At 69.7% G+C, this 24,390-nt stretch carries 23 protein-coding genes; 7 read left to right on the top strand and 16 right to left on the bottom strand.

Going from position 1 to position 24,390, the window contains the following annotated elements; translation table 11 throughout:
- On the bottom strand, positions 1-447 hold a 447-nt coding region (locus tag ACTZWW_RS19465), incomplete at its 3' end, for a cold-shock protein (RefSeq protein ID WP_444782626.1).
- Between the two features lie 600 nt (positions 448-1,047).
- Here ACTZWW_RS19465 and ACTZWW_RS19460 point away from each other — a divergent pair.
- A complete protein-coding gene (locus ACTZWW_RS19460) occupies positions 1,048-1,539 on the top strand; it encodes a cupredoxin domain-containing protein (RefSeq protein WP_444782625.1) in 492 nt (163 codons plus the stop codon).
- 21 nt (positions 1,540-1,560) lie between these two features.
- On the opposite strand, the gene ACTZWW_RS19455 is transcribed toward ACTZWW_RS19460, so the two are convergent.
- The gene (locus ACTZWW_RS19455) at positions 1,561-1,995 is read right to left on the bottom strand and encodes a GlcG/HbpS family heme-binding protein (protein ID WP_444782624.1); all 435 of its coding nucleotides are present in this window, start codon (positions 1,993-1,995) and stop codon (positions 1,561-1,563) included.
- A gap of 313 nt (positions 1,996-2,308) precedes the next feature.
- Here ACTZWW_RS19455 and ACTZWW_RS19450 point away from each other — a divergent pair, with 313 nt between their 5' ends.
- Entirely contained in the window at positions 2,309-3,103 is a 795-nt protein-coding gene (locus ACTZWW_RS19450) for a thymidylate synthase (RefSeq protein ID WP_444782623.1), read from the top strand.
- 192 nt (positions 3,104-3,295) lie between these two features.
- Here the strand turns inward: ACTZWW_RS19450 and ACTZWW_RS19445 are convergent, their stop codons facing one another.
- Positions 3,296-3,724 (bottom strand): SufE family protein, encoded by a 429-nt coding sequence (locus ACTZWW_RS19445; RefSeq protein WP_444782622.1) that lies wholly within the window; start codon positions 3,722-3,724, stop codon positions 3,296-3,298.
- Positions 3,725-3,923: 199 nt separating this feature from the next.
- On the opposite strand from ACTZWW_RS19445, the gene parE reads away from it, so the two are divergent.
- Positions 3,924-6,005 carry a DNA topoisomerase IV subunit B gene (parE, locus tag ACTZWW_RS19440; protein WP_444782621.1) on the top strand — a complete coding sequence of 694 codons (2,082 nt, stop codon included), beginning with the start codon at positions 3,924-3,926 and terminating at the stop codon, positions 6,003-6,005.
- A gap of 455 nt (positions 6,006-6,460) precedes the next feature.
- Here the strand turns inward: parE and ACTZWW_RS19435 are convergent, their stop codons facing one another.
- The 8 genes from ACTZWW_RS19435 to kdpF form a co-directional block, all read right to left on the bottom strand.
- Entirely contained in the window at positions 6,461-7,954 is a 1,494-nt protein-coding gene (locus ACTZWW_RS19435) for a TrkH family potassium uptake protein (RefSeq protein ID WP_444782620.1), read from the bottom strand.
- Between the two features lie 126 nt (positions 7,955-8,080).
- Positions 8,081-8,419 (bottom strand): hypothetical protein, encoded by a 339-nt coding sequence (locus ACTZWW_RS19430; protein WP_444782619.1) that lies wholly within the window; start codon positions 8,417-8,419, stop codon positions 8,081-8,083.
- A 2-nt stretch (positions 8,420-8,421) separates the two neighbouring features.
- A complete protein-coding gene (locus ACTZWW_RS19425) occupies positions 8,422-9,141 on the bottom strand; it encodes a response regulator (RefSeq protein WP_444782618.1) in 720 nt (239 codons plus the stop codon).
- The gene (locus ACTZWW_RS19420; RefSeq protein ID WP_444782617.1) at positions 9,138-11,831 is read right to left on the bottom strand and encodes an ATP-binding protein; all 2,694 of its coding nucleotides are present in this window, start codon (positions 11,829-11,831) and stop codon (positions 9,138-9,140) included. The genes ACTZWW_RS19425 and ACTZWW_RS19420 overlap by 4 nt, the downstream gene beginning before the upstream one ends.
- Positions 11,832-11,957: 126 nt before the next feature.
- On the bottom strand, positions 11,958-12,617 hold the full coding sequence (kdpC, locus tag ACTZWW_RS19415) for a potassium-transporting ATPase subunit KdpC (protein WP_444782616.1): 660 nt from the start codon (positions 12,615-12,617) through the stop codon (positions 11,958-11,960).
- 14 nt (positions 12,618-12,631) lie between these two features.
- Entirely contained in the window at positions 12,632-14,710 is a 2,079-nt protein-coding gene (gene kdpB, locus ACTZWW_RS19410; RefSeq protein WP_444782615.1) for a potassium-transporting ATPase subunit KdpB, read from the bottom strand.
- A gap of 19 nt (positions 14,711-14,729) precedes the next feature.
- Positions 14,730-16,421 carry a potassium-transporting ATPase subunit KdpA gene (gene kdpA, locus ACTZWW_RS19405; RefSeq protein WP_444782614.1) on the bottom strand — a complete coding sequence of 564 codons (1,692 nt, stop codon included), beginning with the start codon at positions 16,419-16,421 and terminating at the stop codon, positions 14,730-14,732.
- A 10-nt stretch (positions 16,422-16,431) separates the two neighbouring features.
- Positions 16,432-16,521 (bottom strand): K(+)-transporting ATPase subunit F, encoded by a 90-nt coding sequence (gene kdpF / locus ACTZWW_RS19400; RefSeq protein ID WP_444782613.1) that lies wholly within the window; start codon positions 16,519-16,521, stop codon positions 16,432-16,434.
- Positions 16,522-17,037: 516 nt separating this feature from the next.
- Here kdpF and ACTZWW_RS19395 point away from each other — a divergent pair.
- From ACTZWW_RS19395 to ACTZWW_RS19380, 4 genes are read left to right on the top strand one after another with little or no spacing between them, the layout of a single operon-like run.
- Entirely contained in the window at positions 17,038-17,247 is a 210-nt protein-coding gene (locus ACTZWW_RS19395; protein WP_444782612.1) for a hypothetical protein, read from the top strand.
- A 3-nt stretch (positions 17,248-17,250) separates the two neighbouring features.
- The gene (locus tag ACTZWW_RS19390; RefSeq protein WP_444782611.1) at positions 17,251-17,706 is read left to right on the top strand and encodes a hypothetical protein; all 456 of its coding nucleotides are present in this window, start codon (positions 17,251-17,253) and stop codon (positions 17,704-17,706) included.
- 26 nt (positions 17,707-17,732) lie between these two features.
- Positions 17,733-18,020 carry a hypothetical protein gene (locus ACTZWW_RS19385; protein ID WP_444782610.1) on the top strand — a complete coding sequence of 96 codons (288 nt, stop codon included), beginning with the start codon at positions 17,733-17,735 and terminating at the stop codon, positions 18,018-18,020.
- A 21-nt stretch (positions 18,021-18,041) separates the two neighbouring features.
- Entirely contained in the window at positions 18,042-18,971 is a 930-nt protein-coding gene (locus tag ACTZWW_RS19380; RefSeq protein WP_444782609.1) for a dihydrodipicolinate synthase family protein, read from the top strand.
- A 145-nt stretch (positions 18,972-19,116) separates the two neighbouring features.
- On the opposite strand, the gene ACTZWW_RS19375 is transcribed toward ACTZWW_RS19380, so the two are convergent.
- The 5 genes from ACTZWW_RS19375 to ACTZWW_RS19355 all read right to left on the bottom strand — a co-directional run.
- Positions 19,117-20,940, bottom strand: a complete 1,824-nt coding sequence (locus ACTZWW_RS19375; RefSeq protein WP_444782608.1) for a hypothetical protein — start codon at positions 20,938-20,940, stop codon at positions 19,117-19,119.
- Positions 20,941-21,068: 128 nt separating this feature from the next.
- Positions 21,069-21,794 carry an SMC-Scp complex subunit ScpB gene (scpB, locus tag ACTZWW_RS19370; RefSeq protein ID WP_444782607.1) on the bottom strand — a complete coding sequence of 242 codons (726 nt, stop codon included), beginning with the start codon at positions 21,792-21,794 and terminating at the stop codon, positions 21,069-21,071.
- Positions 21,791-22,627, bottom strand: a complete 837-nt coding sequence (locus tag ACTZWW_RS19365; protein ID WP_444782606.1) for a segregation and condensation protein A — start codon at positions 22,625-22,627, stop codon at positions 21,791-21,793. The genes scpB and ACTZWW_RS19365 overlap by 4 nt, the downstream gene beginning before the upstream one ends.
- Before the next feature lie 31 nt (positions 22,628-22,658).
- Entirely contained in the window at positions 22,659-23,678 is a 1,020-nt protein-coding gene (gene nagZ, locus ACTZWW_RS19360) for a beta-N-acetylhexosaminidase (RefSeq protein ID WP_444782627.1), read from the bottom strand.
- Between the two features lie 200 nt (positions 23,679-23,878).
- On the bottom strand, positions 23,879-24,390 hold a 512-nt coding region (locus tag ACTZWW_RS19355), incomplete at its 5' end, for an SPOR domain-containing protein (protein ID WP_444782605.1).

Raw genomic sequence — 24,390 nt, 5'->3', positions numbered from 1 at the left:
GCCGAAGCCCGGGCGGGGCGGACGCGGCGTGCGGGGGCCGGCGCCGAAGCCGCCGGGCGCGCGCGGCGCGGGCGCCTCCGCCGTGGACGTATCGACCGAGATCACCTCCGTGACCTGCGGCCCCTTCTGGCCCTGCGCGGTGCGCACCTCGAGCCGGGTGCCCGGCTGCAGGTCGCTGTGGCCGGCGGCCTCGACCGCGCGGATGTGCAGGAACGCGTCCCCGGTGCCGTCAGCGACCTCGACGAAGCCGAAGCCCTTCTCGGGGTTGAACCACTTCACGACGGCGTCGACGACCGGCCCGCCGACGGGGCGCGGCGCGCTGGGGGCGCCGCCACCGAAGGAGCCGCGTTCCGCGCGCGGCTCGAAGAAGTCAGCACGACGCTGACCACCGAAATCATCATCGAACCCACGACGGCCCGAATCGCGGAACTCTCGACCTCGACCCATGTATTCTCTCGCTCTCGCGCTCTTGCAGCTGACGTTGAACGCCCACACACGTGTGTTTCGGGACTGGAGCTGATCGCGACGAGGCGCAACGAGCCGGTCCGAAAACAAGCACCCCTCAGACCGGTCTCTTGGCTCTTCTGGCGTATCGCATAGAATTGCTTATAAAGCGGTCGACGAGGCGGTTTACTTCCGCCCTCGCATGCCAGAGTGCCCAAAAACCGGAGCCTTGTAAAGACACCGGCACGCAAAAAGGCGCGCGCTCGCCGCGATTCCGAGCGCCGCGAGCACGTCTCGACTGATGTGTCTAACAAAGGAGACGCCGTGCGTCTCGACTCGGGACGTCCGAAGCACGCGATATCCGCCCCAATCCACAATTTGGATGTGCGCGAACGCCTCCTGACGCCTCCCCTCGCGGCCTCCGCGCTCCGGCGGCACGTCCGGCTTGCCGCCGGCGGCCGCACGCCCCCCGGCCGGAACGACGCACGCCCCCCGGCCGGAACGACGCACGACGAGCCCGCGTTCGTTTCCCGTTCGATACGCACGTTCTTCGGGAGAATCTCCATGACGTCATCGATGCCTGCTCCTCGTCGGAGCACCGCCGTGACCTCGGACGACGCCGCGCGCACGCCGACACGCGTGCGCGACGCCGTCCTCGCAGCCTTCACGCTCGCCTGCTTCGCGACCGCCTCGCCGAGCCACGCGCAGGTCCAGCCCGGCGAGCCGACGGCCGACGTGCCCCTCGCCCAGTCGGCCGAGCCCGTCGCCGTCGAGATCGCCATGGGCATCGAGGATGGCCGGATCGTCTGCCGCCCGGACCGCGCGCCGCTCCCCGCCGGCGAGACGCTGACACTACAGATCGTCAACGGCACCGACGCGGCCGGCGCCTTCGCGGCGCCGACGCTCATCGACGAGGCGACGGTCGCGAGCGCCATCGACGCCGCCTACGACGAGGCGGCGGGCGCGTGGATCGTCGCGCCCGGCACGATCGGGCAGATCCTCTTCGAGACCGACCAGGTGGGCGAGCACGCCTTCGCCTGCGCGGGCCCGGACACGACGGACCCCGCCCGCGGCGCCTTCGTCGTCGAGGACTGATCCGCCCTCCGCCGCGGCGGCTCAGGCGCCAGTGACGCCCTCGAGCCCGGCCGCGGCGATCCCGGCGAGCGCGGCCGCCTCGTCGTTGTCGGACGTGTCGCCCGAGATGCCGACCGCGCCGGCGTGCGACCCGTCGCTCGCCTTCACGAGCACCCCGCCCGGCACCGGCACGAACGGCCCGCCGACCACCCCGCCGAGCGCCCCGACGAAGTGCGGGCGCTCGAGCGCCATCGCGTTGATGGTGCGCGAGGGCACGCCGAGCGCCACCGCCGCAAAGGCCTTGCCCATGGCGATCTCGCCGCGCTTGAGCGACGTGCCGTCCTCCGCCTCGAAGGCCTTGAGCGCGCCACGGGCGTCGTAGACGGCGATCGCGAGCGGCTTGAAGCCGCGCTCGCGGCCGGTGGCCAGCGCGGTCTCGACGATGGTGCGCGCCTGCGCGCGGGTGATGTCGGCCATGGTGTCGGTCTCCCTTCGGGTCTGCGTCATCTCGGGGTCTGCGCGATGCGTTCGGCGCGAGCCATACGCCATCGCGGCGCCGCGGCGAAGGCCGCATGACGGCAAAGGTGCGTTCGCACCTCGGGCCTGCGCTCGGCCCTGTTCGCCGAGGGACCGGCTGCACCCTGCAGCCGCTCGAGCTGATCACGATCCGTCATGCTCGACCGGACGACCTCACAGTCGCCCACCGCGACCAGTCCTGTGGAAACACCTGTACGCCGGGTGCGAGATCGGCACGTCGGATGTAAGCTCCCCCTCCCCAGGAGCCCCGCCCATGCACCAGTACCACGCCCTCCTCCAGCGCATCCTCGACGACGGCGTCGAGAAGTCCGATCGCACGGGGACCGGGACGCGGTCGGTGTTCGGGCATCAGATGCGCTTCGACCTCGCCGAAGGCTTCCCGCTCGTCACGACGAAGAAGCTGCACATCCGCTCGATCGTGCACGAGCTGCTCTGGTTCCTCGCCGGCGACACCAACGTGCACACGCTCCAGGAGAACGGCGTCACCATCTGGGACGAGTGGGCGGATGCCGACGGCGAGCTCGGGCCCGTCTACGGCAAGCAGTGGCGCTCCTGGGAGGCACCCGACGGCCGCACCATCGACCAGATCGACTGGGTCGTGAACGAGATCCGCCGCAACCCCGATTCGCGCCGCCTCGTCGTCTCCGCCTGGAACCCGGCGGACCTCGAGCGGATGGCGCTCGCGCCGTGCCATTGCCTGTTCCAGTTCTACGTCGCGGAGGGGCGGCTCTCCTGCCAGCTCTACCAGCGCTCGGCGGACGTGTTCCTGGGCGTGCCGTTCAACATCGCGAGCTACGCGCTGCTCACCCACATGATCGCGCGGGCGACGGGGCTCGGCGTCGGCGACTTCGTCCACACGCTGGGCGACGCGCACCTCTACCTGAATCACCTCGAGCAGGCGAAGGAGCAGCTCGCGCGCGCGCCGCGCCCCCTCCCCCGCCTGGTGCTGAACCCGAACGTGACCGACCTCTTCGCCTTCCGCTTCGAGGACATCGCGGTCGAGGGCTACGACCCGCACCCGGCCATCAAGGCGCCGATCGCCGTTTGATCCTGTCATCCCGGACGGCGAAGCCGATCCGGGACCCAGATCCACAGGTGCTCGATGAGCGTGCGCGGAAGCGCGCGCGTCCACGGAATGCCGAAGGACGCGTCGAGCGCCGCGGCCTGCGCACGCCGCTCTTCGAGGCTCCGGAGGTTCCGGGTCCCGCACTGCCTTCGGCATCCGGGATGACGGCGCCCCTCACCCCACCTTCGCCGCGATCGCGTCGCGGCGGATGCGCTCGACCATGGCGCGCACGCCGTTGGAGCGCTGGGGCGTAAGGTGCTCGCGCAGGCCCAGCCGATCGAAGATCTCCACCGCGTCGGTGGTCGAGATCTCGGACGCGGGCTTGCCGGAATAGAGCGCCACCAGCAGCGCCACGAGGCCCCGCACGATGTGCGCGTCGGAATCCCCGCGGAAGACGAGCACGGGATCGCCCGCGCCGCCATCCTCGCGGCGGGTCTCGAGCCAGACCTGGCTCGCGCAGCCGTGCACGCGGTTCGCCTCCGTGTGCGCGCCCTCCGGCAGCTCGGGCATCAGGCGCCCGAGCTCGATCACGTAGCGGTAGCGTTCTTCCCAGTCGTCGAGGAACTCGAGGTTCGCGACGATCTCGTCGAATTTCGGCAGCATGTACCCTACATCGGCCGGGACGCCCCGCGAGGCAAGGGCCTAGGCACGCGTCACGCGGCGGCGCGGCCTGTGGAGAAGTGCGCGCGGGCGCGCCCGCGGGCCTGTTCGGTTTTGCAGTTGGTCTTTTGTTCTCCTATAGAGGCAGGTGGCGCGCATCCGCGCGCGTGGACCGATTCGAGCGGCGGAGACGGGCGGCTTCATGGCGAACGGGGACGATCTCTTCGAGGGCGGGGCGGCGCGCAAGCTGGAGGAGCCCACGGCCGCGCCCGCGGCGAGGCGCGGCGCGCGCGCGGCCGGAAAGGCGGCGCAGGGCCACTCTCAAGGTTCCGTCGGCGAGGACGGCTACGACGCCTCCGCCATCGAGGTGCTGGAGGGCCTCGAGCCCGTGCGCCGGCGCCCGGGCATGTACATCGGTGGCACCGACGAGAAGGCGCTCCATCACCTCTTCGCCGAGGTGATCGACAATTCCATGGACGAGGCGGTGGCCGGCCACGCGAGCTTCATCGAGGTGGAGCTGGGGGCGGACGGCTTCATCACCGTCACCGACAACGGCCGCGGCATCCCGATCGACCCGCACCCGAAGTTTCCGGGCAAGTCGGCGCTCGAGGTGATCCTCACCACGCTGCACGCCGGCGGCAAGTTCGATTCGAAGGTCTACGAGACCTCCGGCGGCCTGCACGGGGTCGGCGTCTCGGTGGTCAACGCGCTGTCCGAGCGGCTCGAGGTCGAGGTCGCCCGCGGCCAGACGCTCTACCGCCAGGTCTACTCGCGCGGCCACGCGCTGGGGCCGCTGGAGACGGTCGGTCGCGTGCACAACCGCCGCGGCACGCGGGTGCGCTTCAAGCCCGACGTGCAGATCTTCGGCGAGCAGGCGAAGTTCTCCCCCTTGCGCCTGTTCAAGATGGCGCGCTCGAAGTCCTACCTCTTCGGCGGAGTCGAGATCCGCTGGCGCTGCGACCCCGCGCTCGTCGTGCCGGGCGAGGGCTACGAGGCGGAGGCGACGTTCAAGTTCCCCAACGGGCTGAGCGACTATCTCTCCGCCGAGATCGCCGGCAAGGAGCTCGTCGCCGACCAGCTCTTCTCGGGCAAGATCACCAAGCCGGGCGGCCACGGCTCGCTCGAATGGGCGATCGCGTGGCTCGCCAACGGCGAGGACGGGTTCTCCTCCTCGTATTGCAACACGATCCCGACGCCCGAGGGCGGCACGCACGAGTCGGGCCTGCGCATCGCGCTGCTGCGCGGGCTGCGCGACCACGCCGAGCGGGTGAACCAGCAGAAGCGCATGAGCGCGGTCACGGCGGACGACGTCATGGTCACCTGCGCCTCCATGCTCTCGGTCTTCATCCGCGAGCCGGAGTTCCAGGGCCAGACGAAAGACAAGCTCGCCACGCTCGAGGCCTCGCGCATCGTCGAGAGCGCGATCCGCGACGCCTTCGACCATTGGTTGGCGTCCTCGCCGGCGCAGTCGGCGAAGCTGCTCGACTGGGTGATCGACCGCGCCGAGGAGCGCCTGCGGCGGCGCCAGGAGAAGGAGGTCGCCCGCAAGTCCGCGACGCGCAAGCTGCGGCTTCCCGGCAAGCTCGCCGACTGCACCAATGCGGGCGCGGCCGGCTCCGAGCTGTTCATCGTGGAGGGCGACTCGGCCGGCGGCTCGGCCAAGCAGGCGCGCGACCGGCAGACGCAGGCCGTGCTGCCGCTTCGCGGCAAGATCCTCAACGTAGCCTCGGCCGGTCGCGACAAGCTCGCGGCCAACCAGCAGCTCGCGGACCTCGTCCAGGCGCTGGGCTGCGGGACCGGCGCGCACTATCGCGACGACGACCTGCGCTACGAGAAGGTCATCATCATGACGGACGCCGATGTCGACGGCGCCCACATCGCCTCGCTGCTGATCACCTTCTTCTACCGCCAGATGCCGCGGCTGATCGACGGCGGGCATCTCTACCTGGCGGTCCCGCCGCTCTACAAGCTCACCCACGGCGCGAAGTCGGTCTACGCCGCCGACGAGGCGGAGCGCGAGCGGCTGACGAGGAGCGAGTTCAAGGCCAACGCCAAGGTGGAGGTCAGCCGCTTCAAGGGCCTGGGCGAGATGATGCCCGCCCAGCTCAAGGAGACGACGATGCATCCGGCCAAGCGCAAGCTCCTGCGCGTCGCCATCGTCGCCGACGACCGCGAGGCGACGTCGGACGCGATCGAGCGCCTGATGGGCAACAAGCCGGAGGCCCGCTTCGCCTTCATCTCCGAGCGCGCCGCCTTCGCCGAGACGATCGACCTCGACATCTGACGCTGCGGGCTCTGCCCGGCTCTCTCGACCCTTTCGGAATGGCTCGTTCGGACAATCGACGAAGGCAGTCTCCTTCCCTGTAGGGGACGAGGCGTTCAGGACTTGTGTGGAAGACCGCGGATTTGCCGCTTATCTGCCAAACGTGGCGGCGACTAGAGGTCGTTAACACGGAGAGATAGAAGTTGTGCTCCTGGAGAAGCTCAGGATTTTGCTATGCAGTCGCGCGAGTCGGCGGAGGCATTTTTCCACTATCATTTTCCGCGATAGGTTAGGCGGGCGAGATTCGAGCAGAATATAATCCGGATCGATCCGCTGCGAACCGAACCTCGGCTGCCCTTGTGGCGGTCCGCAGCGAAGCGTGCCTCAGGTTTCGCGTCGATGCGCGGGGGTAGGACCGCGCGATCTCGATCGCTTTGCGGTGTCGCCTCGCGATATGCCGGCCGATCAGTGCGGTGTCACTCCTTCCAGAACCCCGGCGTGAACAAGATCAGCACAGTGAACAGCTCCAAGCGTCCTAGAAGCATGGCGAAGCTCAAGATCCACTTCGCGCCATCGGGCAGCGGCGCGAAGTTGCCGGCGGGGCCGATGATGGGGCCGAGCCCCGGGCCGACATTCGCCATCGCCGTGACCGAGGCGCTGATGGCGGTCACGAAGTCCAGCCCGAAGGTCATCAGCGCGAGCGTGACGAGGCTGTAGCAGACGAAGAAGAGCGAGATGAACACCACGACCGAGCCGACCACGTCGTCGGGCAGCGGCTTGCCCGCATAGGTCTGGCTGAACACCCCGCGCGGGTAGATCAGGCGCCTGAAGTGGTTGCGGAGCATGAGTGCCATCACCTCGAAACGGAAGATCTTCATCCCGCCCGAGGTGGAGCCGGTGCAGCCGCCGATGAAGGTGAGCGCGAAGAAGAGGCCCACCGCGAAATTGCCCCAGACGAGATAGTCGGTCGACGCGTAGCCCGTCGTCGTCACGACGGAGACGGCGTTGAGAGCGGCGTGGCGTGCCGCATCGGCGAACGCGTAGGTGTCGCTGGCGGTGAGCCAGATCGCGACGAGCAGAATGACCGCGGCGAGGAGTCCGAGCAGTGTGCGCACCTGGCTGTCGAAGAAGATGTCGCCGCGTCCGCGGGCCATCTGGACGTAGAGGACGAAGGGGATGGCGCCGGCGAGCATGAAGACCACCGCGATCCAATGCACCTCCGGCCCGAACTTGCCCATCGACATATCGGACGTTGAGAACCCGCCGGTCGAGACGGTGGTGAGCGCGTGGGCGACGGCCTCGAACATCGTCATCTCCGCGGCCCAATAGCAGAGGGCGCAAGCGACGGTGATGGTCAGGTAGACGCCGCCGATGGCGGCCGCGATGTCACGCATCCGCGGCAGAACCTTTTCCGACCGGTCGGAGCTCTCGGTGCGGAAGAGCTGCATGCCGCCGACCCCGAGCGCCGGCAGGATGGCGATGGCGGTGGCGACGATGCCGATGCCGCCGAGCCATTGCAGGATCGCGCGCCAGAGGAGCAGGCCGGGCGGTGCGGCATCCAGGCCGACGATGACCGTCGAGCCGGTCGTGGTGAGGCCCGACATGGATTCGAAAAACGAGTTGGTGAAGCTGTCACGAAGCTGGGCGTAGTCCGAGAAATACAGCGGGAGCGCGGCGAACAGGGCGACGGCGGTCCACGCGGTCGGGGTGAGGACGAAAGCCTGGCGCAGCGACAGGCCAGTGTCGAGGCCGCCTCGCCCGATGACGAGCAGCAGCGCGCCGAAGCCGATAGTGAAGATCATGCCGGCCGTGAACGCGCGCCAGTCAGGATTGGCCAAGGCGAGATCGAGGATGAGCGGCGCGGCCATGGTCGTTCCGAGCGCGACCAGAGTGCCGCCGACGAGAGCCGCGATCGGACGCAGACCCGGCACGCCGACGCCGAAGCGGTTGCTGATCTGCCTCGTGTTCATCGCACACTCACCAGATCGCGCTCGAGATCAGGAGAAGGCCGGCCGTTCCCGCGAAGACGAGTAGGGTCATCCTTCCTGCGCGCTGTCGCGCCCGTTTTCGTACGTTCGCACCCATCGTCGTCATCCTCACCCATCTGTTCCGCTCTCGACCACCACGGACGGATCGACGAACAATCCGACCACGACGGCGAGCATGAGATACCAGATCGCCTCGTCCATCCCGTTCAGGACGGGCGCATTGAAGCGCTCCCGCCGCAACACGCTCAGGATGAGGCAAACGTAGAAGCCGAGAAGCAAGAGCCGGTGAAGCGCCCGCGCGGCTGCGGCACCGTCGAGCGCAGCCATGATGGCGACGCAGACGATGATCACCATGCGAAGTCCGAAGCGGATCATCACACGCCGAGACTCGAGACGGCGTGCGTCGGGATCTTCGATGTCGATCGACGGCCCGTCGCGCAGGGACATCGTCACGTCTCCGCTCCGGTTCTCGCCGAGGCGGAGGCCTCGGCGATGCGATACCCCACCCCCGACTCCGTGAGGATGAGCGCCGGCGCACTCGGATCGGCCTCGAGCTTCTGGCGCAGCGCCTTCACGTAGACGCGCAGGTACTGGGTGTCGTGGGCGTGAGCCGGACCCCAGACCGCGTTGAGGATCTGCCCGTGGGTGAGCACCCGCCCGGCATGGCGAACCAGGAAGGCGAAGAGCTCGAACTCCTTGGGGGTGAGCTTCACGTCGTCGCCGCCGCGCAGCACACGGCGCGCCGGCACGTCGACCTCGATCTCGCCGGCTTTCAGAACCGGCTGCTCGCCCTGGCGGCGCATGGCGTGGCGCTGGGCCGCGCGCAGCCGTGCCATCAGCTCGCCCACGCCGAAGGGCTTGTTGATGAAGTCGTCTGCGCCGAGGTCGAGGGCCTCGATCTTCTCCGCCTCGCGCTCGCGGGCGGAGAGGACGACGATAGGAACCTCGGAGAACGCGCGGACCCGACGGATCACCTCCTTGCCGTCGAGATCCGGCAGGCCGAGGTCGAGCAGCACGATGTCGGGCTTTTCGGCGGCGACGCCATCGACCGCCGCCTCGCCGGTCATGGCCTGGACGACATCGTAGCCTTCAGCGACGAGGGAGGGCTTCAGGAAGCGGTGGATGGCGGGCTCGTCGTCGACGACGAGGATGCGGGTGCCTCGGCTCATGGCGAGGTTTCCTCCGATGAGAGCGGAAGGTGGATCGTGAAGGCGGCCCCGCGGCGATGTGCGACCGGGCTCTCGGCCCGAATCGTGCCGCCGTGTGCTTCGACGACGCCCTTGGCGATGGCGAGGCCGAGCCCCGAGCCTTCGCCGCCGTCGGCGTGCCCGTTGCGGGCGCGCACGAATTTCTCGAAGACATGGGGCAGGACGTCGGGCGGAATACCCGGGCCGTCGTCGGCGATGGTGATGGCGAGCATATCGCTCTCGCGCCTCGCGGAGAGCGCGATGCGGACGTCGGACCCGCCGTAGCGAATGGCGTTGCCGACGATGTTGGTCAGCGTCTGGTCGAGCAGGCTATGATCGCCGCGCACGAGCGGCAGGCCGGGCTCGACCGCGACCGCGAACGATTGCGGCGCGCCGCGGCGCTTCGCGGCGGCGACCACGCGGTCGATCAGCTCGGCGACGTCGATCCAGGTCGAATTGATCTCGAGCGCGCCGGCCTCGACCCGGGTCATCGCGAGGAGGTTCCTGACCATGGCGTCGAGGTGCTCCGCCTCCTCGCGGACCTGGGCGAGGAGATCGGCGCGGGCGTCCTCGGGCAGCTTCGGGCCGAGATCGCGCAGGCTCGTCGCTGCGCCGAGGATCGAGGCGAGCGGGGTGCGGAAATCGTGGCTGATCGAGGCGAGCAGGATGTTGCGCACCCGCTCGGTCTCGGCGGCGGTCTTCACGGCCGCCATCTCGCGGGAGAGCCGCGCGCGCTCGAGCGCGGCAGAGGTCTGCTCGGCCAAAGTGTCGAGGAGCGCGCGGGCCTCGTCCTCGATGGGGACGCCGTCGGCGGGTTCGGCGACACCCAGAACGCCGATCGGCCCCGCGCTGCCGCGCAGCGGCACGAGGTACCACGGCACGTTCGGCAGCGTGCCGGTGTCGGCGCCAGCGGGCTCGTTCTTCTCGTAGGCCCAGCGGGCTGCGGAGAGCGTCGCGACGGCGAGCCCGTCCTCCGGCGGCCAGGCGGCGGCGAGCGCCACTTCGCCGTCGGTCGGCAGGAGGAGCACGACGGGGCGCTGGAGGATGGTGTGGATCTCGGCCACCGCGCCGTCGGCGACGGCCTGGGCGGTGGGCAGCGCCGACATCTTGCGCGCGAACTCGTAGAGCCGCCGCGTCGCCTTTACCCGCGTGCCCGCCGCCACCGCCTGCTGGCGCGCCCGCGCGGCGACCGCGGAGGTGACGACGCCCATGGCGAGGAAGATGAAGAGCGCCAGGAGCTCGTGCGGCTGGGCGATGGTGAAGGTGTAGAGCGGGTCGATGAAGAAGAAATTGTAGGCCAGGAAGGAGAGCACCGAGGCGAGGATCGCCGGACGAAAGCCGAAGGCGACCGCCGAGAGCACGACGGCGAGGATGAACACCATCGAGACGTTCGGCACGGCGACGAAGGCCGCCATGCCGAGCCCGACGACGAGGGCGACGAGAACGCCCAGCGCCGACCAGGCATAGGCGCTCGCGCGCTCGGCGCGCTCGGGAACCAGGCGTGCGAGCTTCGCGCGCCAGCCGCGCGGGCCGCGCGCCTCGCGCGGGGCGGTGACGACGTGGACCGCGATGTCGTCGGCGTGGCGCATCACCTGCTCGGGGAGCGCGCGCCCGAGCGCGTGGGCGAGCGCGCCGCGGCGCGAGCGACCGATGACGACCTGCGTCACGTTCTCGAAGCGCGCGAAGCGCAGGGCCTCGCCGACGATGTCGCGGCCGACCAGCACCTGCGTCTGCGCGCCGAGGCTCTCGGCCAGCCGCAGCGCCTGCGCCACGCGCCGGCGCACTTTCGGGTCGAGCGAGCGCTCGGGCTGCTCGACCGTGATCGCGAACCAGGGGGCGCCGATGAGGTCGGCCAGCCGCTTGGCGCTGCGCACCACGGTGTGGGAGGAGGCGTCCGGGCCCACCAGCGCGAGGATACGCTCGCCCGCGGCCCAGGGGCCCTCGATGGCGCCGCCCTGCATGCGCTCGACGAGATCGGCGTCGATCCGCTCGGCGGCGCGGCGCAGGGCGAGTTCGCGCAGCGCAAGAAGGTTCGAGGTGCGGAAGAAGTGCTCGACGGCGCGGGTCGCGGTGTCCTGGACGTAGACCTTGCCGGCGGCGAGGCGCTTGAGGAGTTCGTCGGGCGTCACGTCGACGAGGACGACGTCGTCGGCCTTCTCGAAGACGCCGTCGGGGATCGTCTCGCGCACCCGCACTTTGGTGATGCGCTGGATGACGTCGTTCAAGCTCTCGAGGTGCTGGACGTTGAGCGTCGTCCAGACGTCGATGCCGGCGGCGAGCAGCTCCTGCACGTCCTGCCAGCGCTTGGGGTGGCGCGAGCCGGGCGCGTTGGTGTGGGCGTATTCGTCGACGAGGAGCAGCTTCGGCGCCCGCGCGAGCGCGCCGTCGAGGTCGAACTCCTCGACCATGCGTCCGCGATAGGGGAACGAGGCGCGCGGCAGGACCTCGAGCCCGTCGAGAAGGGCCTGCGTCTCCGCCCGCCCGTGGGTCTCGATTACGCCCGCCACGACGTCGAGGCCGTCCGCGCGGGCGGCGCGGGCGGCCTGGAGCATCGCGTAGGTCTTGCCGGCGCCCGGGAAGGCGCCGAGGAAGATCTTCAGCCGCCCGCGGCCCTCGCGCTCGGCGAGCGCGAGAAGTGCTTCGGGGGAGGCTCGCTGATCGTCCGGCGCCATCCGTCGTCCTCTTTCGTCGTCTTCTCGGGCATCGCCCCGTAGCGTAGCGGTACGCCGTCGGGAACGATCTTGCGAAGACGAAAGCGCGGTGCGTTCGACCCGATCCCGCCGGGCCGACGCGATACCTCAGCGCTCGGCCGCTTCGCGGAGCGCGAGGTTGAGCGCGAGCACGTTCACCTTCGCCTCGCCGAAGATGCCGAATGCGGGGCGCTCGACCTGCGCGTCGACGAGGGCGCGCACCTCCGCCTCGGGAAGCCCCCGGGCGGCGGCGACGCGTGCGACCTGGATATAGGCCGCTTCCGGCGAGATGTCCGGGTCGAGCCCCGAGCCCGAGGCGGTGACGAGGTCGACGGGGATCGGCCCCTCGACGCCCTCCGCCCGCAGGCGCGCGACGTCCGCCTGGATGCGCGCGATCAGGTCGGCGCTGGTCGGCCCGAGGTTCGAGCCGGTGGAGGCGGAGCCATCGTAGCCCGCCGCCGACGGGCGCGGCCGGAACCATTCCTCGCCGTCGAAGGCCTGGCCGACAAGCGCCGAGCCGACGGTGCGGCCGTCGGCGTCGACGACGGGGCTGCCTGCGGCCTGATGAGGAAATACCGCCTGCGCGACGCCGGTGATCGCCAACGGATAAGCGATGCCGGTGAGGAGCGTGAACGCGACGATCATCGTGATCGCCGGGCGGATCGTCGCCGTGAGCCGCGGCGGGCGCTCGGACCGGCCGTGCTCGGCGGGCTCGGGGCGGGCGGGGCGGCGCTCCGGCTCGCCCATGGTGCGTGCGTAGTTCGTCATGGTTCTGGCCTCCTTCAGGCGAGACCGACGGCGGAGATCGCCATGTCGATGATCTTGATGCCGACGAAGGGCGCGACGAGACCGCCGAGCCCGTAGAGGGCGAGGTTGCGGCGAAGCAGGGTGGCCGCGCCGACCGGCCGGTAGGAAACGCCTTTCAAGGCGAGCGGGATCAGCACCACGATGACGAGGGCGTTGAAGATCACCGCCGACAGGATGGCGCTCTGCGGGGTCGCGAGCCCCATCACGTTGAGCGCGCCGAGTTGCGGCAGCGCCGCAACAAAGAGCGCCGGGATGATGGCGAAGTACTTCGCCACGTCGTTGGCGATCGAGAACGTGGTCAGCGCGCCGCGGGTCATCAGCAGCTGCTTGCCGATGCCGACGATCTCGATGAGCTTCGTCGGGTCGCTATCGAGATCCACCATGTTGCCGGCCTCCCGGGCGGCCTGCGTGCCGGTCTGCATGGCGACGCCGACGTCCGCCTGGGCGAGCGCGGGCGCGTCGTTGGTGCCGTCGCCGCACATGGCGACGAGGCGGCCCGCCGCCTGCTCGCGGCGGATGTAGTCGAGCTTGTCCTGGGGCGTCGCCTCCGCGATGAAGTCGTCGACGCCCGCCTCGCCGGCGATGGCCGCGGCGGTGACCGGGTTGTCTCCCGTCACCATCACGGTGCGGATGCCCATGCGGCGGAGCTCCGCGAAACGCTCCTTGATGTCGGGCTTGACCACGTCCTTCAGGTGGATGACGCCGAGGATGCGCGCGCCGTCGGTGAGGCCGAGCGGCGTGCCGCCCGAGCGCGCGATCCGCTCCACCGCCGCGGTGAAAGCCTGCGGCGCCTGGAAGGGCTGCTGCGACGGCTCGCCCTGTGCGAAGCGCAGCACGGCATCCACCGCACCCTTGCGCAGCCGCCGCCCGCCGACGTCGACGCCCGACAGGCGCGTCGCGGCGGAGAATGCGACGAACTCCGCCTCGTCGGCCATCTGCGGCGTTTGCGGGATGGTCGCACGGTAGCGGTCGCGGGCGAGCTCGATGATCGAGCGGCCCTCCGCCGTCTCGTCGGCGAGCGAGGCCAGCACCGCGGCTTCCACCAGCTCGCGCTCGGTGACGCCGGGCACGGCGATCAGCTCGGAGGCCATGCGGTTGCCGAAGGTGATCGTGCCGGTCTTGTCGAGGAGGAGCGTGTCGACGTCGCCCGACGCCTCCACCGCGCGGCCCGACATGGCGAGCACGTTGAACTTCACCAGGCGATCCATGCCGGCGATGCCGATGGCCGAGAGCAGCCCGCCGATCGTGGTGGGGATCAGCGTGACGAGGAGCGCCACCAGCACCGGCACGGCCAGCGCCGCGCCGGAATAGGCGCCGAGCCCCGCCAGCGTCACCACCGCGATCAGGAAGACGATGGTCATGCCCGCGAGCAGGATGTCGAGGGCGATCTCGTTGGGCGTCTTCTGCCGCTCGGCGCCTTCCACGAGCGCGATCATGCGGTCCATGAAGGAGGCGCCCGGGCCCGCGGTGATCTTCACCACGAGCCAATCGGAGACGACGGTCGTGCCGCCGGTCACCGCCGAGCGGTCGCCGCCCGATTCGCGGATGACGGGCGCGCTCTCACCGGTGATCGCGGCCTCGTTCACGGACGCGACACCCTCGATCACGTCGCCGTCGGAGGGGATCAGGTCGCGCGCCTCGACCAGCACCACGTCGCCGACCTGCAGGTCCTCCGCCGGGACCTTCTGGAAGATGTCGCGGCGCGCGGGATCGGCGAGGCGCTTCGCCACCGTGTCGGTGCGCGCGCGCCGCAGCGTGTCGGCCTGGGCGCGCCCGCGCCCTTCCGCGATGGCCTCGGCGAAGTTCGCGAACAGGACCGTGAACCAGAGCCAGGCGGCGATCTGGCCGGTGAAGAGGGCGTCCCCGCCCGCGACGAGGTCGCGGACGAAGAGGATGGTGACCAGGAGCGCCACCACCTCGGTGACGAAGATCACCGGATTGCGCACGAGCTTGCGCGGGTCGAGCTTCACGAGCGCGTCGCGCAGCGCGCGGGTGACGAGCGCGCCGGAGAGGGTGGACGGCGCGGCGGCCGTCGCCTGGGAATGCGTGGTCATGGGATGTGCCTCCGTGCGCTCAGAAGAGGGTCCCGTCGAGCATCATGAAGTGCTCGACGATGGGGCCCAGCGCGAGAGCGGGGAAGAATTGCAGGCCGCCGAAGATCAGGATCACGCCCGCCAGCAGGCCGGCGAAGAGCGGCGTGTCGGTCGGGAAGGTGCCCTGCGAGGGGGCGAGCCGGGGCTTGGCGAGGAGCGAGCCGGCGATCATCATCACGGGCACGATGATGGCGAAACGCCCGAACAGCATCGAGAGGCCGATCGTGGTGTTGTACCAATACGTGTCCGAGCCGAAGCCGGCGAAGGCCGAGCCGTTGTTCCCGGCGCCCGACGTGTAGGCGTACATGATCTCGGAGAGACCGTGCGGGCCGGCGTCCTGGAGGCTCGCCAGCGTCGCCGGCATCACTGCCGAGACCGCCGTGAAGCCCAGGATGAAGAGCGGCATCACGAGGACGGCGAGCATCGCCATCTTCACGTCCTTCGCCTCGATCTTCTTGCCGAGATATTCCGGCGTGCGGCCCACCATCAGGCCCGCCACGAAGACGGCGAGTATCGCGAAGACCAGCATGCCGTAGAGCCCCGAGCCGACGCCGCCGGGCAGGATCTCGCCGAGCTGCATCAGGAAGAGCGGCACGAGGCCGCCGAGCGGCGTGAACGAGTCGTGCATGGAGTTGACCGAGCCGTTGGAGGCGCCGGTGGTGAAGGCGGCCCAGAGCGTCGACATCACCTCGCCGAAGCGGACCTCCTTGCCCTCCATGTTGCCACCCGCGACGCCGAGCGCCTGGACGATCGGGTTGCCCGCGCTCTCCGCCCAGTAGGCGAGGCCGGTGAAGACGAGGAGCGCGCCGGCCATCACCGAGAGGAGCACGTAGCCGTCCCGGTCGCGCGCGGTCATGCGGCCGAACGTGACCGCGAGCGCCAGCGGGATCGCGACGATGGCCCAGAGCTGGAGCGCGTTCGTCCAATAGGACGGGTTCTCGAGCGGGTGCGCCGAGTTGACGTTGAAGAAGCCGCCGCCGTTGGTGCCGAGCTGCTTGATCGCCACCTGCGACGCCGCCGGCCCCACCGAGATCACCTGCTCGGCGCCCTCCACCGTCTGCGCGACGAAGGAGCCCTCCAGCGTCTGCGGCACGCCGAGCGCGACGAGCGCCAGCGCCACGACGATCGCCATGGGCAGCAGCAGGTAGAGCGTGCAGCGGGTGAGATCGACCCAGAAATTGCCGAGCGTGCGCGCCGAGGAGCGGGCAAAGGCGCGGGTCACCGCGATCGCCACCGCGATCCCGGTCGCGGCCGAGACGAAGTTCTGCGTCGTCAGACCCGCCATCTGGGCGAAGTGGGTGAGCGTCGTCTCGCCGCCATAGGCCTGCCAGTTCGTGTTCGTCGTGAACGAGACGGCCGTGTTGAAGGCGAGATCGGTGTCGACCGCCCCGAAGTCCTGCGGATTGACGGGCAGCACACCCTGGAGACGCAGGATCAGGTAGAGCACCGCGAAGCCGGCCGCGTTGAAGGCGAGCACCGCGAAGGTGTAGCCGAGCCAGCCCTGCTCGCGCGCCGGATCGACGCCGGCGAGCTTGTAGAAGCCGGTCTCGACCGGCGCGAGGACGCGCACGCGCCCCTCGAACACGGAGGCCGCATAGCGCCCGAGCGGGATCGCGGTGGCGCTCGCGACGGCGACGAAGAGGAGGATCTGGAACCAGTCGGAAAAGGTCATCGCGGCCTCCTCAAAAATGCTCGGGCCGCAACAGCGCGGCGACGAGGTAGGCGGCGAGACCGGCGGCGGCGAGGCCGCCGAGAACGAGTTCGAAGGTCATGGGGGCGACCTCCGGCTCAAAGCCGCTCGAGGCCGCGCGCGTAGCCGGCCAGAAGGCCGAACACGGCGAGCCCGAGGGCGAGAAAGACGATGTCGAGCATGGACGCTCTCCCGAATGAGCCCACGTCGGGGCGGGTATCGGGACAGCTACCGTGAAGGCGCATAAAAATGCGCGGTGGAATCACGGCCGAAAATATAAAAAATCCATAAAGAGGATTCGAGTGCGCCGAGACGAATGCGGGCAAGACAGTTCCGGCGACGCTTCTACATAAAAGCATTTTTACATCTTGGCCACGAAAATCGTATCGAGCCTTTATGCCCCTCTCGCCATCTTGATCGCATCGCAATCAACGGCGAGACGCAACGTGACTACAGACAGTGAAGCTTCCCGACCCCTATCTCGACTGGCGGCTATCGGCGAGTTCCTCGTCCAGATGGGCTGCCTCTCGATCCTCGTCCTCGGCGCCATGGCGATCCGCGTCCTCGCGCACATGCCGAATTCCTTTTGGGTGCTGCAATGACGATGCCCGATGGAGACCGCATCTTCGTCGTGGGGCGCGACCGGCGCGGACGCTGGGTCGTGCGCGACACCGCCGGCCTCTACGGCGGCTGCTTCGCCTCGCGGCGTGCGGCGCTGTCCTACGCCCGCTTCGAGAGCTGCGGAAAGCGCGACGCCGTTCGCGAGACGAACGCGACGCTCGACGTCTTTCGCTCCCTGGGAGGCTGACACATGCCCACTCTGTTCGTCGATCGGCCGACGACCGGCCTGCTCGCGCGCGTCGAAGCGGCCGGGGAGCCGACAGCGGAACTTATGCGCGATGCGATCGACACGCTCTGCGCACCGCCCGAACTCCCGACGGCGGCACGTGCCGAACGCTGCATCGAGGCGGGCGCCTACCTCGAGGTGGCGTTCCTGCTGCTCGAGAGGTTCCACCCCGATTGGGACGTCGACCGGCTCCGCCGCGAAACCGTCTACGATACGGTTCCGGATCGGCGCACGAGCCTCTCGCGCGTCATCGCCCGCGAGGCGTGGACCTGCCGCTTGCGGCTCCGATCGGGTGATCTCGACCCGACGCATCAGGTCGAGGCCGTTCACCGGGACCGCACGCTCGCCATCCTGGCGGCCACGTTGATGCTCGGGGAGATCGCCGCGAACCGTCGCGGCGATCTCGTGGTCGTCCGATGAGCCGCGCTCATGGTTCGAAGCAGGCGATGGCGTCGCTCGTCATCGCGAGCGTCGCCGTCATCGTCGGCGTCGAGGTGTTCGGCCTCGCCCTCGCGACCGCTTGGGCGACCGGGGGGCTCCTCGGTCTGCACTGGGCGGTGAGCGTCGCCATCGGCGTCGCGCTCGCCGCCCTGGGAGCCTACGTCTTCGTTCCCTTCATCCGGCGTGTCGTCGAAGTCGAGCGCGCCGAGGCGCGCGGCGACGTCGAGACGAACGAGAGCGAGCGGGTGGGCAGTCGCTCGCAGACGGCCGAGGAGGGAGGCCGCGGTGAATAGCACCGCTCGATGGAGGTTCTCATGCTGACGGGAACGACCACCGCCCTCGTCACGCCCTTCGGACCAGACGGCGTCGACGTGCCAGCCCTGCGACGGCTGACGCGGTGGCAACTCGACGAGGGCATCGACGGACTGCTGGTCGGATCCTGGGTCGGGGAGGCGCCCACGCTGACCCCGACCGAGCGCCGCACGGCGATCCGTGCGGTCGTCGACGAGACGGGCGGCCGCGTGCCGGTCGTCGCGGCCGTGGTCGCGAACGCGACAAGCAAAGCGGTCGCTCTGGCGCGGGATGCCGCCGCCGAGGGCGCAGACGGCCTGCTCGTGTGCGTGCCGTTCTACAACAAGCCGACGCAAGCCGGCATCGTCGCGCATTTCGAAGAGCTGTTCTCGGCGACGCCTCTGCCGGTTCTCGTTTCCGTCGAACCCGATCGGACGGCGCTCGATCTGTCGGACGAGACCGTGGCCCGCCTCGCGCGCAACCCCACCTGTGCCGCCTTCGTCCATTCGTCGGGCGATCCGAGCGACATCCGTCGGATCGTGCGCAGCGCGGGACGCGTTCCGGTTCTCGCGTTCCAGGGCGGGCGGAGCGTCGAGAACCGGCTCGCCGGTGCCGTCGGAAGCATATCCGTGGTCGCCAACATTGCGCCCAGGCTGCGATGCGAGGTCGAACGACTTTGCGAGTGCGGTGAGTTCGCTGCGGCCTCCGCCGGAGAAGCACCGCTGAACTCGCTCCTGGAGGTGCTCGGCTCCGAACCGGACCCGGCCGCGCTCAAATCGCTGCTCTCCAAACGCATGCAAGTCGATCCGGCGGTACGTCTGCCGTTGTGCCCGCTCGACCCGGCGATCGCCGATCGGATCGAGCGTGCGCTGCGCAAGTGGAGGGCCGCTGAGAAGCAACGCCGGGAAGCATCCTCGTGCAACGATGCCGATAGTGATCCCGCGATCTTCTAAGAAGACATGACGCGTTCTGTCCGTTGCATCTCGCACTATGAGCGAAGGCTGACCCCTGACGTTGGTTTCGACCTCGCGTAGCCGTTCAATTGATCGACGGTGGGCGCTTGGCTGCCTAACGGTCCACACCGTGTAGATCCAGCCCTCATCGGTCGTAGTAGAGGATGCGCTTGAGCTCGACGGGACCATTCGCGATGCCGAGCCTCTCTGCTGGTGTGCGCTTCTCCCCACGCGCTTCCCCGAGCAGCTTGCCATGAACCGTCCGCGATCGAGGGCGGACGAAATTGTAGTAGATCCGGGCGATGTCGAGGACCTTCTGAACGCGCTCTGCCGAATAGGCTGCCTTCGCGTGCCAGACGCGGGCGTTCTGGGTGGCGCCGGGGCGCGACAGGTAGGCTATGCGGTTCCGGAGCATGCTGAAGTATGAATCGACGCCATGCAGGCTCGCGAGGTCGAGCAGATCAACCTGCTCCGCATCGCGGTCGAGATGGTCAGGGCCATGAGGCAGGCATACGACCGCGACCTCTTTCGCGGGCTCATAGACGGTCTCGATAGGGAGTTTCCAGAACGGAAAGCCGCGCCTGGTCGAACCAGGCAGCGTGCGCTCCTCGATGAACGCCTGCCGGGCCTCGCGGTCTTTTCGTTGGAAGCCTCTGTCTTCGCAGAATTGGCTGAACGCCTCCCGTGAACGGCCGGCGCGTCTCTCTTTCTCGTCGCGTCGCATCTGCTTGTCCACCAGCACGACGCCCGCGCCGACCTTTCCATCGGAGATGCGCTGCTGGAAAACCGAGAGGACCGCGGCGATCGTGGAGCCGTCGAGATCGACCGAGAAGCGCAGCTCGGCTGCTCGCGGAAGCATCCCCTCGAGCCGAATCATGTGCGCGAAGGCGAGGTAGCTCTTGTCTACGATCGCGCCGCGGCGGGGCGGTATCGGCTCATGGTCGCCGGGTGGCTGGATCCCGCTCGCCTGCATCTCGGCCTCCAGCGCCTGGAGCTCGGGAGTGACGCCCATATGCTCACGCTCGTCGAGCGCCTCCACCAGAGCGGCATAGAGGAACGCCTTCGGCTGGTAGCGCGACGAGAGCCGATGAACGTGGAGGTTCCGGTAATCGCCAAGCGCGAGAAGCCGCTTGAACTCCTGCCAGCAGCTGCCGATCGTCGGATCGTAGGCGAGGTCGTGACCGTAGATGAAGCCGGTGTGATTGCAGGCGCTCGCGATTGACGTGATAACCGTGTTGCGGCGGTCGTTCCGGTTGGGCCAGTTCACGAAAATATCTTGAAAGTCGATCGACAGGTGAAAGGGACGTGACGTGGGCAGGCTCGGGATCCTGGCGAGGCGATCACGCTCGAAGCGCACGAACGCACGATGAATGGCGTCGATGTGGCCGTAGACCTCCTCGGCGGTCATGTCCTCGAGGTCCATCAGGTTGCGAATGCCAGCGGCGTTGACGAGCCCCTTCACGATCCGCGTATTCGTGTGTTCACGCCTGGCGTTGGCGAAGCGGATCGCCTTCTCGGTCACGACGGCGCCGCAGGCCTTGCACTTGAAGCGCGGGCGACCTGCCGAGGTCTTTCCATGCCGCCAGAACAGAGCCGGGTGGTCGCGAACTGTCTTGCCGAGGTTGTCGCACATCGGGTGCGGACAAGAAGCATCGTAAATAGTTCCTGATTTGTTCTCTTGACGATCCACTTCATTTAAGATTGCTTTGTGGGAGTAGACGGTCGGCTTGCTGAAGCATGCTTCGCAAACGATTCGGGTGTTGGGCCCGACGAAGTCGATCGTGTAGCGCCCGACCTCGGCGGGGTTGCGGAGAGCGCGCTGGGTGACGGGAAGGTCACGAGGGGCCACGCCGAAGTTGCGGCACCTCGGGTTGCGGCAGAACATCAGAGGTAGGCCGCGGACCGAAGTTTGCAGCAAATCCTTCAGCTGGTTCCGGCCCGAATTCGGGCTGACAGTCAGGTTCGGCATTTTTCAAGCTCAGAAAGGCTTTGAACCCTACTACAGCTTCGCTTTTCCACACAAGTCCGGAACGCCTCGCTGTAGGGGAAGGACGGGGTTCGGCGGCGATGTACGAAACCTCTCAGTTTGCACACGCCCTACGCGTCGTCCCCCTGATCGTCCTCGTCCCCCTCCGCCTCCAGCGGCACGAACAGGTCGTCCGCCTCGAGCGGCTCCTCGTCCTCGCGCAGCGCATCGTCGTCCGACGGCAGCGGCACGGAGAGGCCCGGCGGCAGGCGGCCGTCGAAGAAGCCCGATCCCTTCAGCTCCTCGAGGCCCGGCAGGTCGCCGATGGCGTCCAGCCCGAAATGGTCGAGGAAGGCGCGGGTCGTGCCGTAGGTGACCGGGCGGCCCGGTGCGCGACGGCGCCCGCGCAGGCGCACCCATCCCGCCTCGATCAGCGTGTCGAGCGTCCCCTTGGACGTCGACACGCCGCGGATCTCCTCGATCTCGGCGCGGGTGACCGGCTGGTGGTAGGCGACGATGGCGAGCGTCTCGAGCGCGGCGCGCGAGAGCTTGCGCGGCTCGACCACGTCCTTGGCCATCAGCCAGGAGAGATCCTCCGCCGTGCGGAAGGCGAAGCCGCCGGCGACCCGCACGAGATTGACCCCGCGCCCGGCGTAGTAGGCCGCGAGATCCTCGACCAGCCGCGGCACCCGCGCGCCCGCCGGCAGCTTCTCGGCGAGCTCGGCCTCCGAGAGCGGCACGGCGCTGGCGAAGAGGAGCGCCTCGGCCATGCGCAGATGCTCGGCGTGCTGCCGCGCCTGCGCGATCTCGGTGGAGAGCCGCTCGGAGAGCGCGGCGAAGCGGCGATCGACGTTCATGGCCGAGGCTCCGGGACCCACCGCGACACGGGCTCCGCCCGCTTCTCGCCCGAAGCCTTGAGCCAGATCGGCCCAAAGGCGCGCTCCTGGCGCAGCGCGACACGCCCCTCGCGGGCGAGCTCGAGGGAGGCGGAGAGCGCCGAGGCGCGTACCGTGGCGCGCTCGGCCGGCGTCGTGGCCCAGCGCATCAGCCAGTCGTCGAGCACCATCCAGTCGACCGCGTGGCCGACGAGCCGCTCCAGCGCCTCGCGCGCCTCCGCCAGCGACCAGACCACGCGCCGCTTGAGCGTCACGCGGGAGGCGACCTGCTTCTGGCGCTGGCCGGCGTAGGCCTTCAGGAGGTCGTAGAGGCTCGCCTCGTAGAGCGGGCGGGTGCGCACCGCGATCGGCTCGGGCGCGCCACGGGCGTGGATGTCGCGGCCCAGACGCGTCCGAGCATCGAGCGCGCGGCCGGCTGCGCGGATCAGCTCGAGCCGCCGCAGGCGCTCGGCGAGCGCGCTGGCGAGCTCCTCCGCCGAGGGCTCCTCGCCCTTCGGCGGCTCGGGCAGCAGCAGGCGGGACTTCAGGTAGGCGAGCCAGGCGGCCATGACGAGGTAGTCCGCCGCGAGCTCGAGGCGCATGCGCCGCGCCTCCTCGACGAAGGCGATGTACTGCTCGGCGAGCGCCAGGATCGAGATCTCGCGCAGGTCCACCTTCTGGCGCCTGGCGAGATCGAGCAGCAGGTCGAGCGGACCCTCGTAGCCGCCGACGTCGACGACCAGCGCGGGCTCGCCGTCCTCGCGGACGAGCGCGCGGTCCTCCTCGTCGAAGCCGATGGTGCGTGCGCTGCCCAACTCGATTCCTCTCCGCTCCAGCGGGAGAGAATCACCCGGTTCGGGCCTCGGGAGCAAGCACGGGGGCGAGCGCGGCGGCGAGGCGGGCGCGTGCGTCCACAGGATCGAGCGGATCGGCGCGCCGCCGGCGCATCGCGAGCGCCGCATCCGCCCGCCGCGCGGCGTCTCCCGCCAGCGCGGGCGCGACGGCGGCAACGGCGCGCATCTCGTCCATGGCCCCCGAGCAGTGCAGGATGACGTCGCAGCCCGCCGCCAGCGCCGCGCGGGCGCGCGCGTCGAAGCCGCCGGCGAGCGCCTTCATGCCGAGGTCGTCGGTCATCAGGAGCCCGTCGAAACCGATGTCGCGGCGGATCACCTCGGCGATCACGCGCTGCGACGTCGTCGCGGGGGCGTGCGCGTCGAAGGCGGCGTAGACGACGTGGGCGGTCATGCCGAGCGGCATGTCGGCGAGCGCCACGAAGGGGGCGAGGTCGCTCGCCTCGAGCTCCTCCTGCGTCGCCTCGACCAACGGCAGCGCGAGGTGGCTGTCGACGCCGGCCCGACCGTGGCCGGGGATGTGCTTGATCACCGGCAGGACGCCCTCGTCGAGCAGCCCCTCGGCGGCGGCCCTGCCGTAGCGGGCGACGAGGGCGGGCGTGTCGGCATAGGCGCGATCGCCGATGATGCCGTGCGCGCCCGGCACCGGCACGTCGAGGCAGGGAACGCAGTCGACGTCGATGCCGACCGCGGCGAGCTCGGCGGCGATCAGCCGGGCGCCGAGCCGGCAGAGGTCGAGCTTCTCCTCGAGCGGGCGATCGAGCCGATGGTAGACGGCGGCCGGCGGATGCGCCGGCCAGTGCGGCGGGCCGAGCCGCTGCACGCGCCCGCCCTCCTGGTCGACGAGGATCGGCGCATCGCGCCCCACCGCCTCGCGAAGCGCCGCGCACAAGGCCCGCACCTGGCCCGGGCTCTCGACGTTGCGCTTGAACAGGATGAAGCCCCACGGGTCCGCTTCCCGGAAGAAGGCGGCCTCCTCCGGCGCGAGGGCGGTGCCGGCGAGGCCGAGGATCATGGACGCGGGCACGGGATCACCTCACGGGAAGGGTCGCAACCACGCTCCGACCGCCTCCTCCCCGCAGGGGAGGACGGAGGCCGAAGGCCGGAGGGTGGGGAGGACAGCGGGCCGGCCCGCTCGTAGGATCGAACGGCCCCACCGCCCGCGCTTCGCGCGGACTCCTCCCCTGCGGGGAGGATGCGAGGACGCGGGCCGCGTCACTGGTTCGACGCGACGAAGCAGTCGCCCTGGGCGGCCTTGATCTGGTCGCAGGCCTGCGTCGCGCGCTCGCGCGAGTAGGGCCCGACGCGCACCCGGTAGATCGTGCTGCCGTTGACCACCGCCTGGCGGATGATCGGCTGGCCGTCGCCGATGATGCTCGCGTACTGCCCCTGCAGCTGCGCGAACGCCGCCCGCGCGCTGTCCTCCGACCCGCGGATGGCGAGCTGGACGGCGAAGCCCCCGGTCGGCGCCGCCGGCTGGGCGGCGGGCACCGCGGCCTGCGGCAGAGCCGAGAGCTGGAGCGGGCCGCTGGGCGCGGCGGGCTGGGCCGGCCGGGTCGCCACCGGAAGCGAGTCGCGCGGCGGAGCCGGCGGGGGCAGCGGCGCCGAGGCGGTGATCGGGGCCGTCGCGTCCACGGCGGGAAGGTCCGCCGCCGGCAGATCGTCCGCGGCGGGCGCGGGCAGATCATCGGCGGCGGGCTGCGCGATCGGGGCGAGCGGCGCGAGGG

Origin of the sequence: Salinarimonas sp. NSM, assembly GCF_052380005.1 — a bacterium.
GTDB lineage: Bacteria > Pseudomonadota > Alphaproteobacteria > Rhizobiales > Beijerinckiaceae > Salinarimonas.
Note: the sequence above shows the minus strand (reverse complement) of the source record. Positions and strands in the feature narration are given on the sequence as shown.

What these genes read in the sequence shown, in the direction of transcription:
- ACTZWW_RS19455 (WP_444782624.1), bottom strand. Translation starts at nt 1,995, where the DNA reads ATGGCCGACATCACCCGCGCGCAGGCGCGCACCATCGTCGAGACCGCG.
- ACTZWW_RS19450 (WP_444782623.1), top strand. Translation starts at nt 2,309, where the DNA reads ATGCACCAGTACCACGCCCTCCTCCAGCGCATCCTCGACGACGGCGTC.
- ACTZWW_RS19445 (WP_444782622.1), bottom strand. Translation starts at nt 3,724, where the DNA reads ATGCTGCCGAAATTCGACGAGATCGTCGCGAACCTCGAGTTCCTCGAC.
- parE (WP_444782621.1), top strand. Translation starts at nt 3,924, where the DNA reads ATGGCGAACGGGGACGATCTCTTCGAGGGCGGGGCGGCGCGCAAGCTG.
- ACTZWW_RS19435 (WP_444782620.1), bottom strand. Translation starts at nt 7,954, where the DNA reads ATGAACACGAGGCAGATCAGCAACCGCTTCGGCGTCGGCGTGCCGGGT.
- ACTZWW_RS19430 (WP_444782619.1), bottom strand. Translation starts at nt 8,419, where the DNA reads ATGTCCCTGCGCGACGGGCCGTCGATCGACATCGAAGATCCCGACGCA.
- ACTZWW_RS19425 (WP_444782618.1), bottom strand. Translation starts at nt 9,141, where the DNA reads ATGAGCCGAGGCACCCGCATCCTCGTCGTCGACGACGAGCCCGCCATC.
- ACTZWW_RS19420 (WP_444782617.1), bottom strand. Translation starts at nt 11,831, where the DNA reads ATGGCGCCGGACGATCAGCGAGCCTCCCCCGAAGCACTTCTCGCGCTC.
- kdpC (WP_444782616.1), bottom strand. Translation starts at nt 12,617, where the DNA reads ATGACGAACTACGCACGCACCATGGGCGAGCCGGAGCGCCGCCCCGCC.
- kdpB (WP_444782615.1), bottom strand. Translation starts at nt 14,710, where the DNA reads ATGACCACGCATTCCCAGGCGACGGCCGCCGCGCCGTCCACCCTCTCC.
- kdpA (WP_444782614.1), bottom strand. Translation starts at nt 16,421, where the DNA reads ATGACCTTTTCCGACTGGTTCCAGATCCTCCTCTTCGTCGCCGTCGCG.
- kdpF (WP_444782613.1), bottom strand. Translation starts at nt 16,521, where the DNA reads ATGACCTTCGAACTCGTTCTCGGCGGCCTCGCCGCCGCCGGTCTCGCC.
- ACTZWW_RS19395 (WP_444782612.1), top strand. Translation starts at nt 17,038, where the DNA reads ATGACGATGCCCGATGGAGACCGCATCTTCGTCGTGGGGCGCGACCGG.
- ACTZWW_RS19390 (WP_444782611.1), top strand. Translation starts at nt 17,251, where the DNA reads ATGCCCACTCTGTTCGTCGATCGGCCGACGACCGGCCTGCTCGCGCGC.
- ACTZWW_RS19385 (WP_444782610.1), top strand. Translation starts at nt 17,733, where the DNA reads ATGGCGTCGCTCGTCATCGCGAGCGTCGCCGTCATCGTCGGCGTCGAG.
- ACTZWW_RS19380 (WP_444782609.1), top strand. Translation starts at nt 18,042, where the DNA reads ATGCTGACGGGAACGACCACCGCCCTCGTCACGCCCTTCGGACCAGAC.
- ACTZWW_RS19375 (WP_444782608.1), bottom strand. Translation starts at nt 20,940, where the DNA reads ATGCCGAACCTGACTGTCAGCCCGAATTCGGGCCGGAACCAGCTGAAG.
- scpB (WP_444782607.1), bottom strand. Translation starts at nt 21,794, where the DNA reads ATGAACGTCGATCGCCGCTTCGCCGCGCTCTCCGAGCGGCTCTCCACC.
- nagZ (WP_444782627.1), bottom strand. Translation starts at nt 23,678, where the DNA reads ATGATCCTCGGCCTCGCCGGCACCGCCCTCGCGCCGGAGGAGGCCGCC.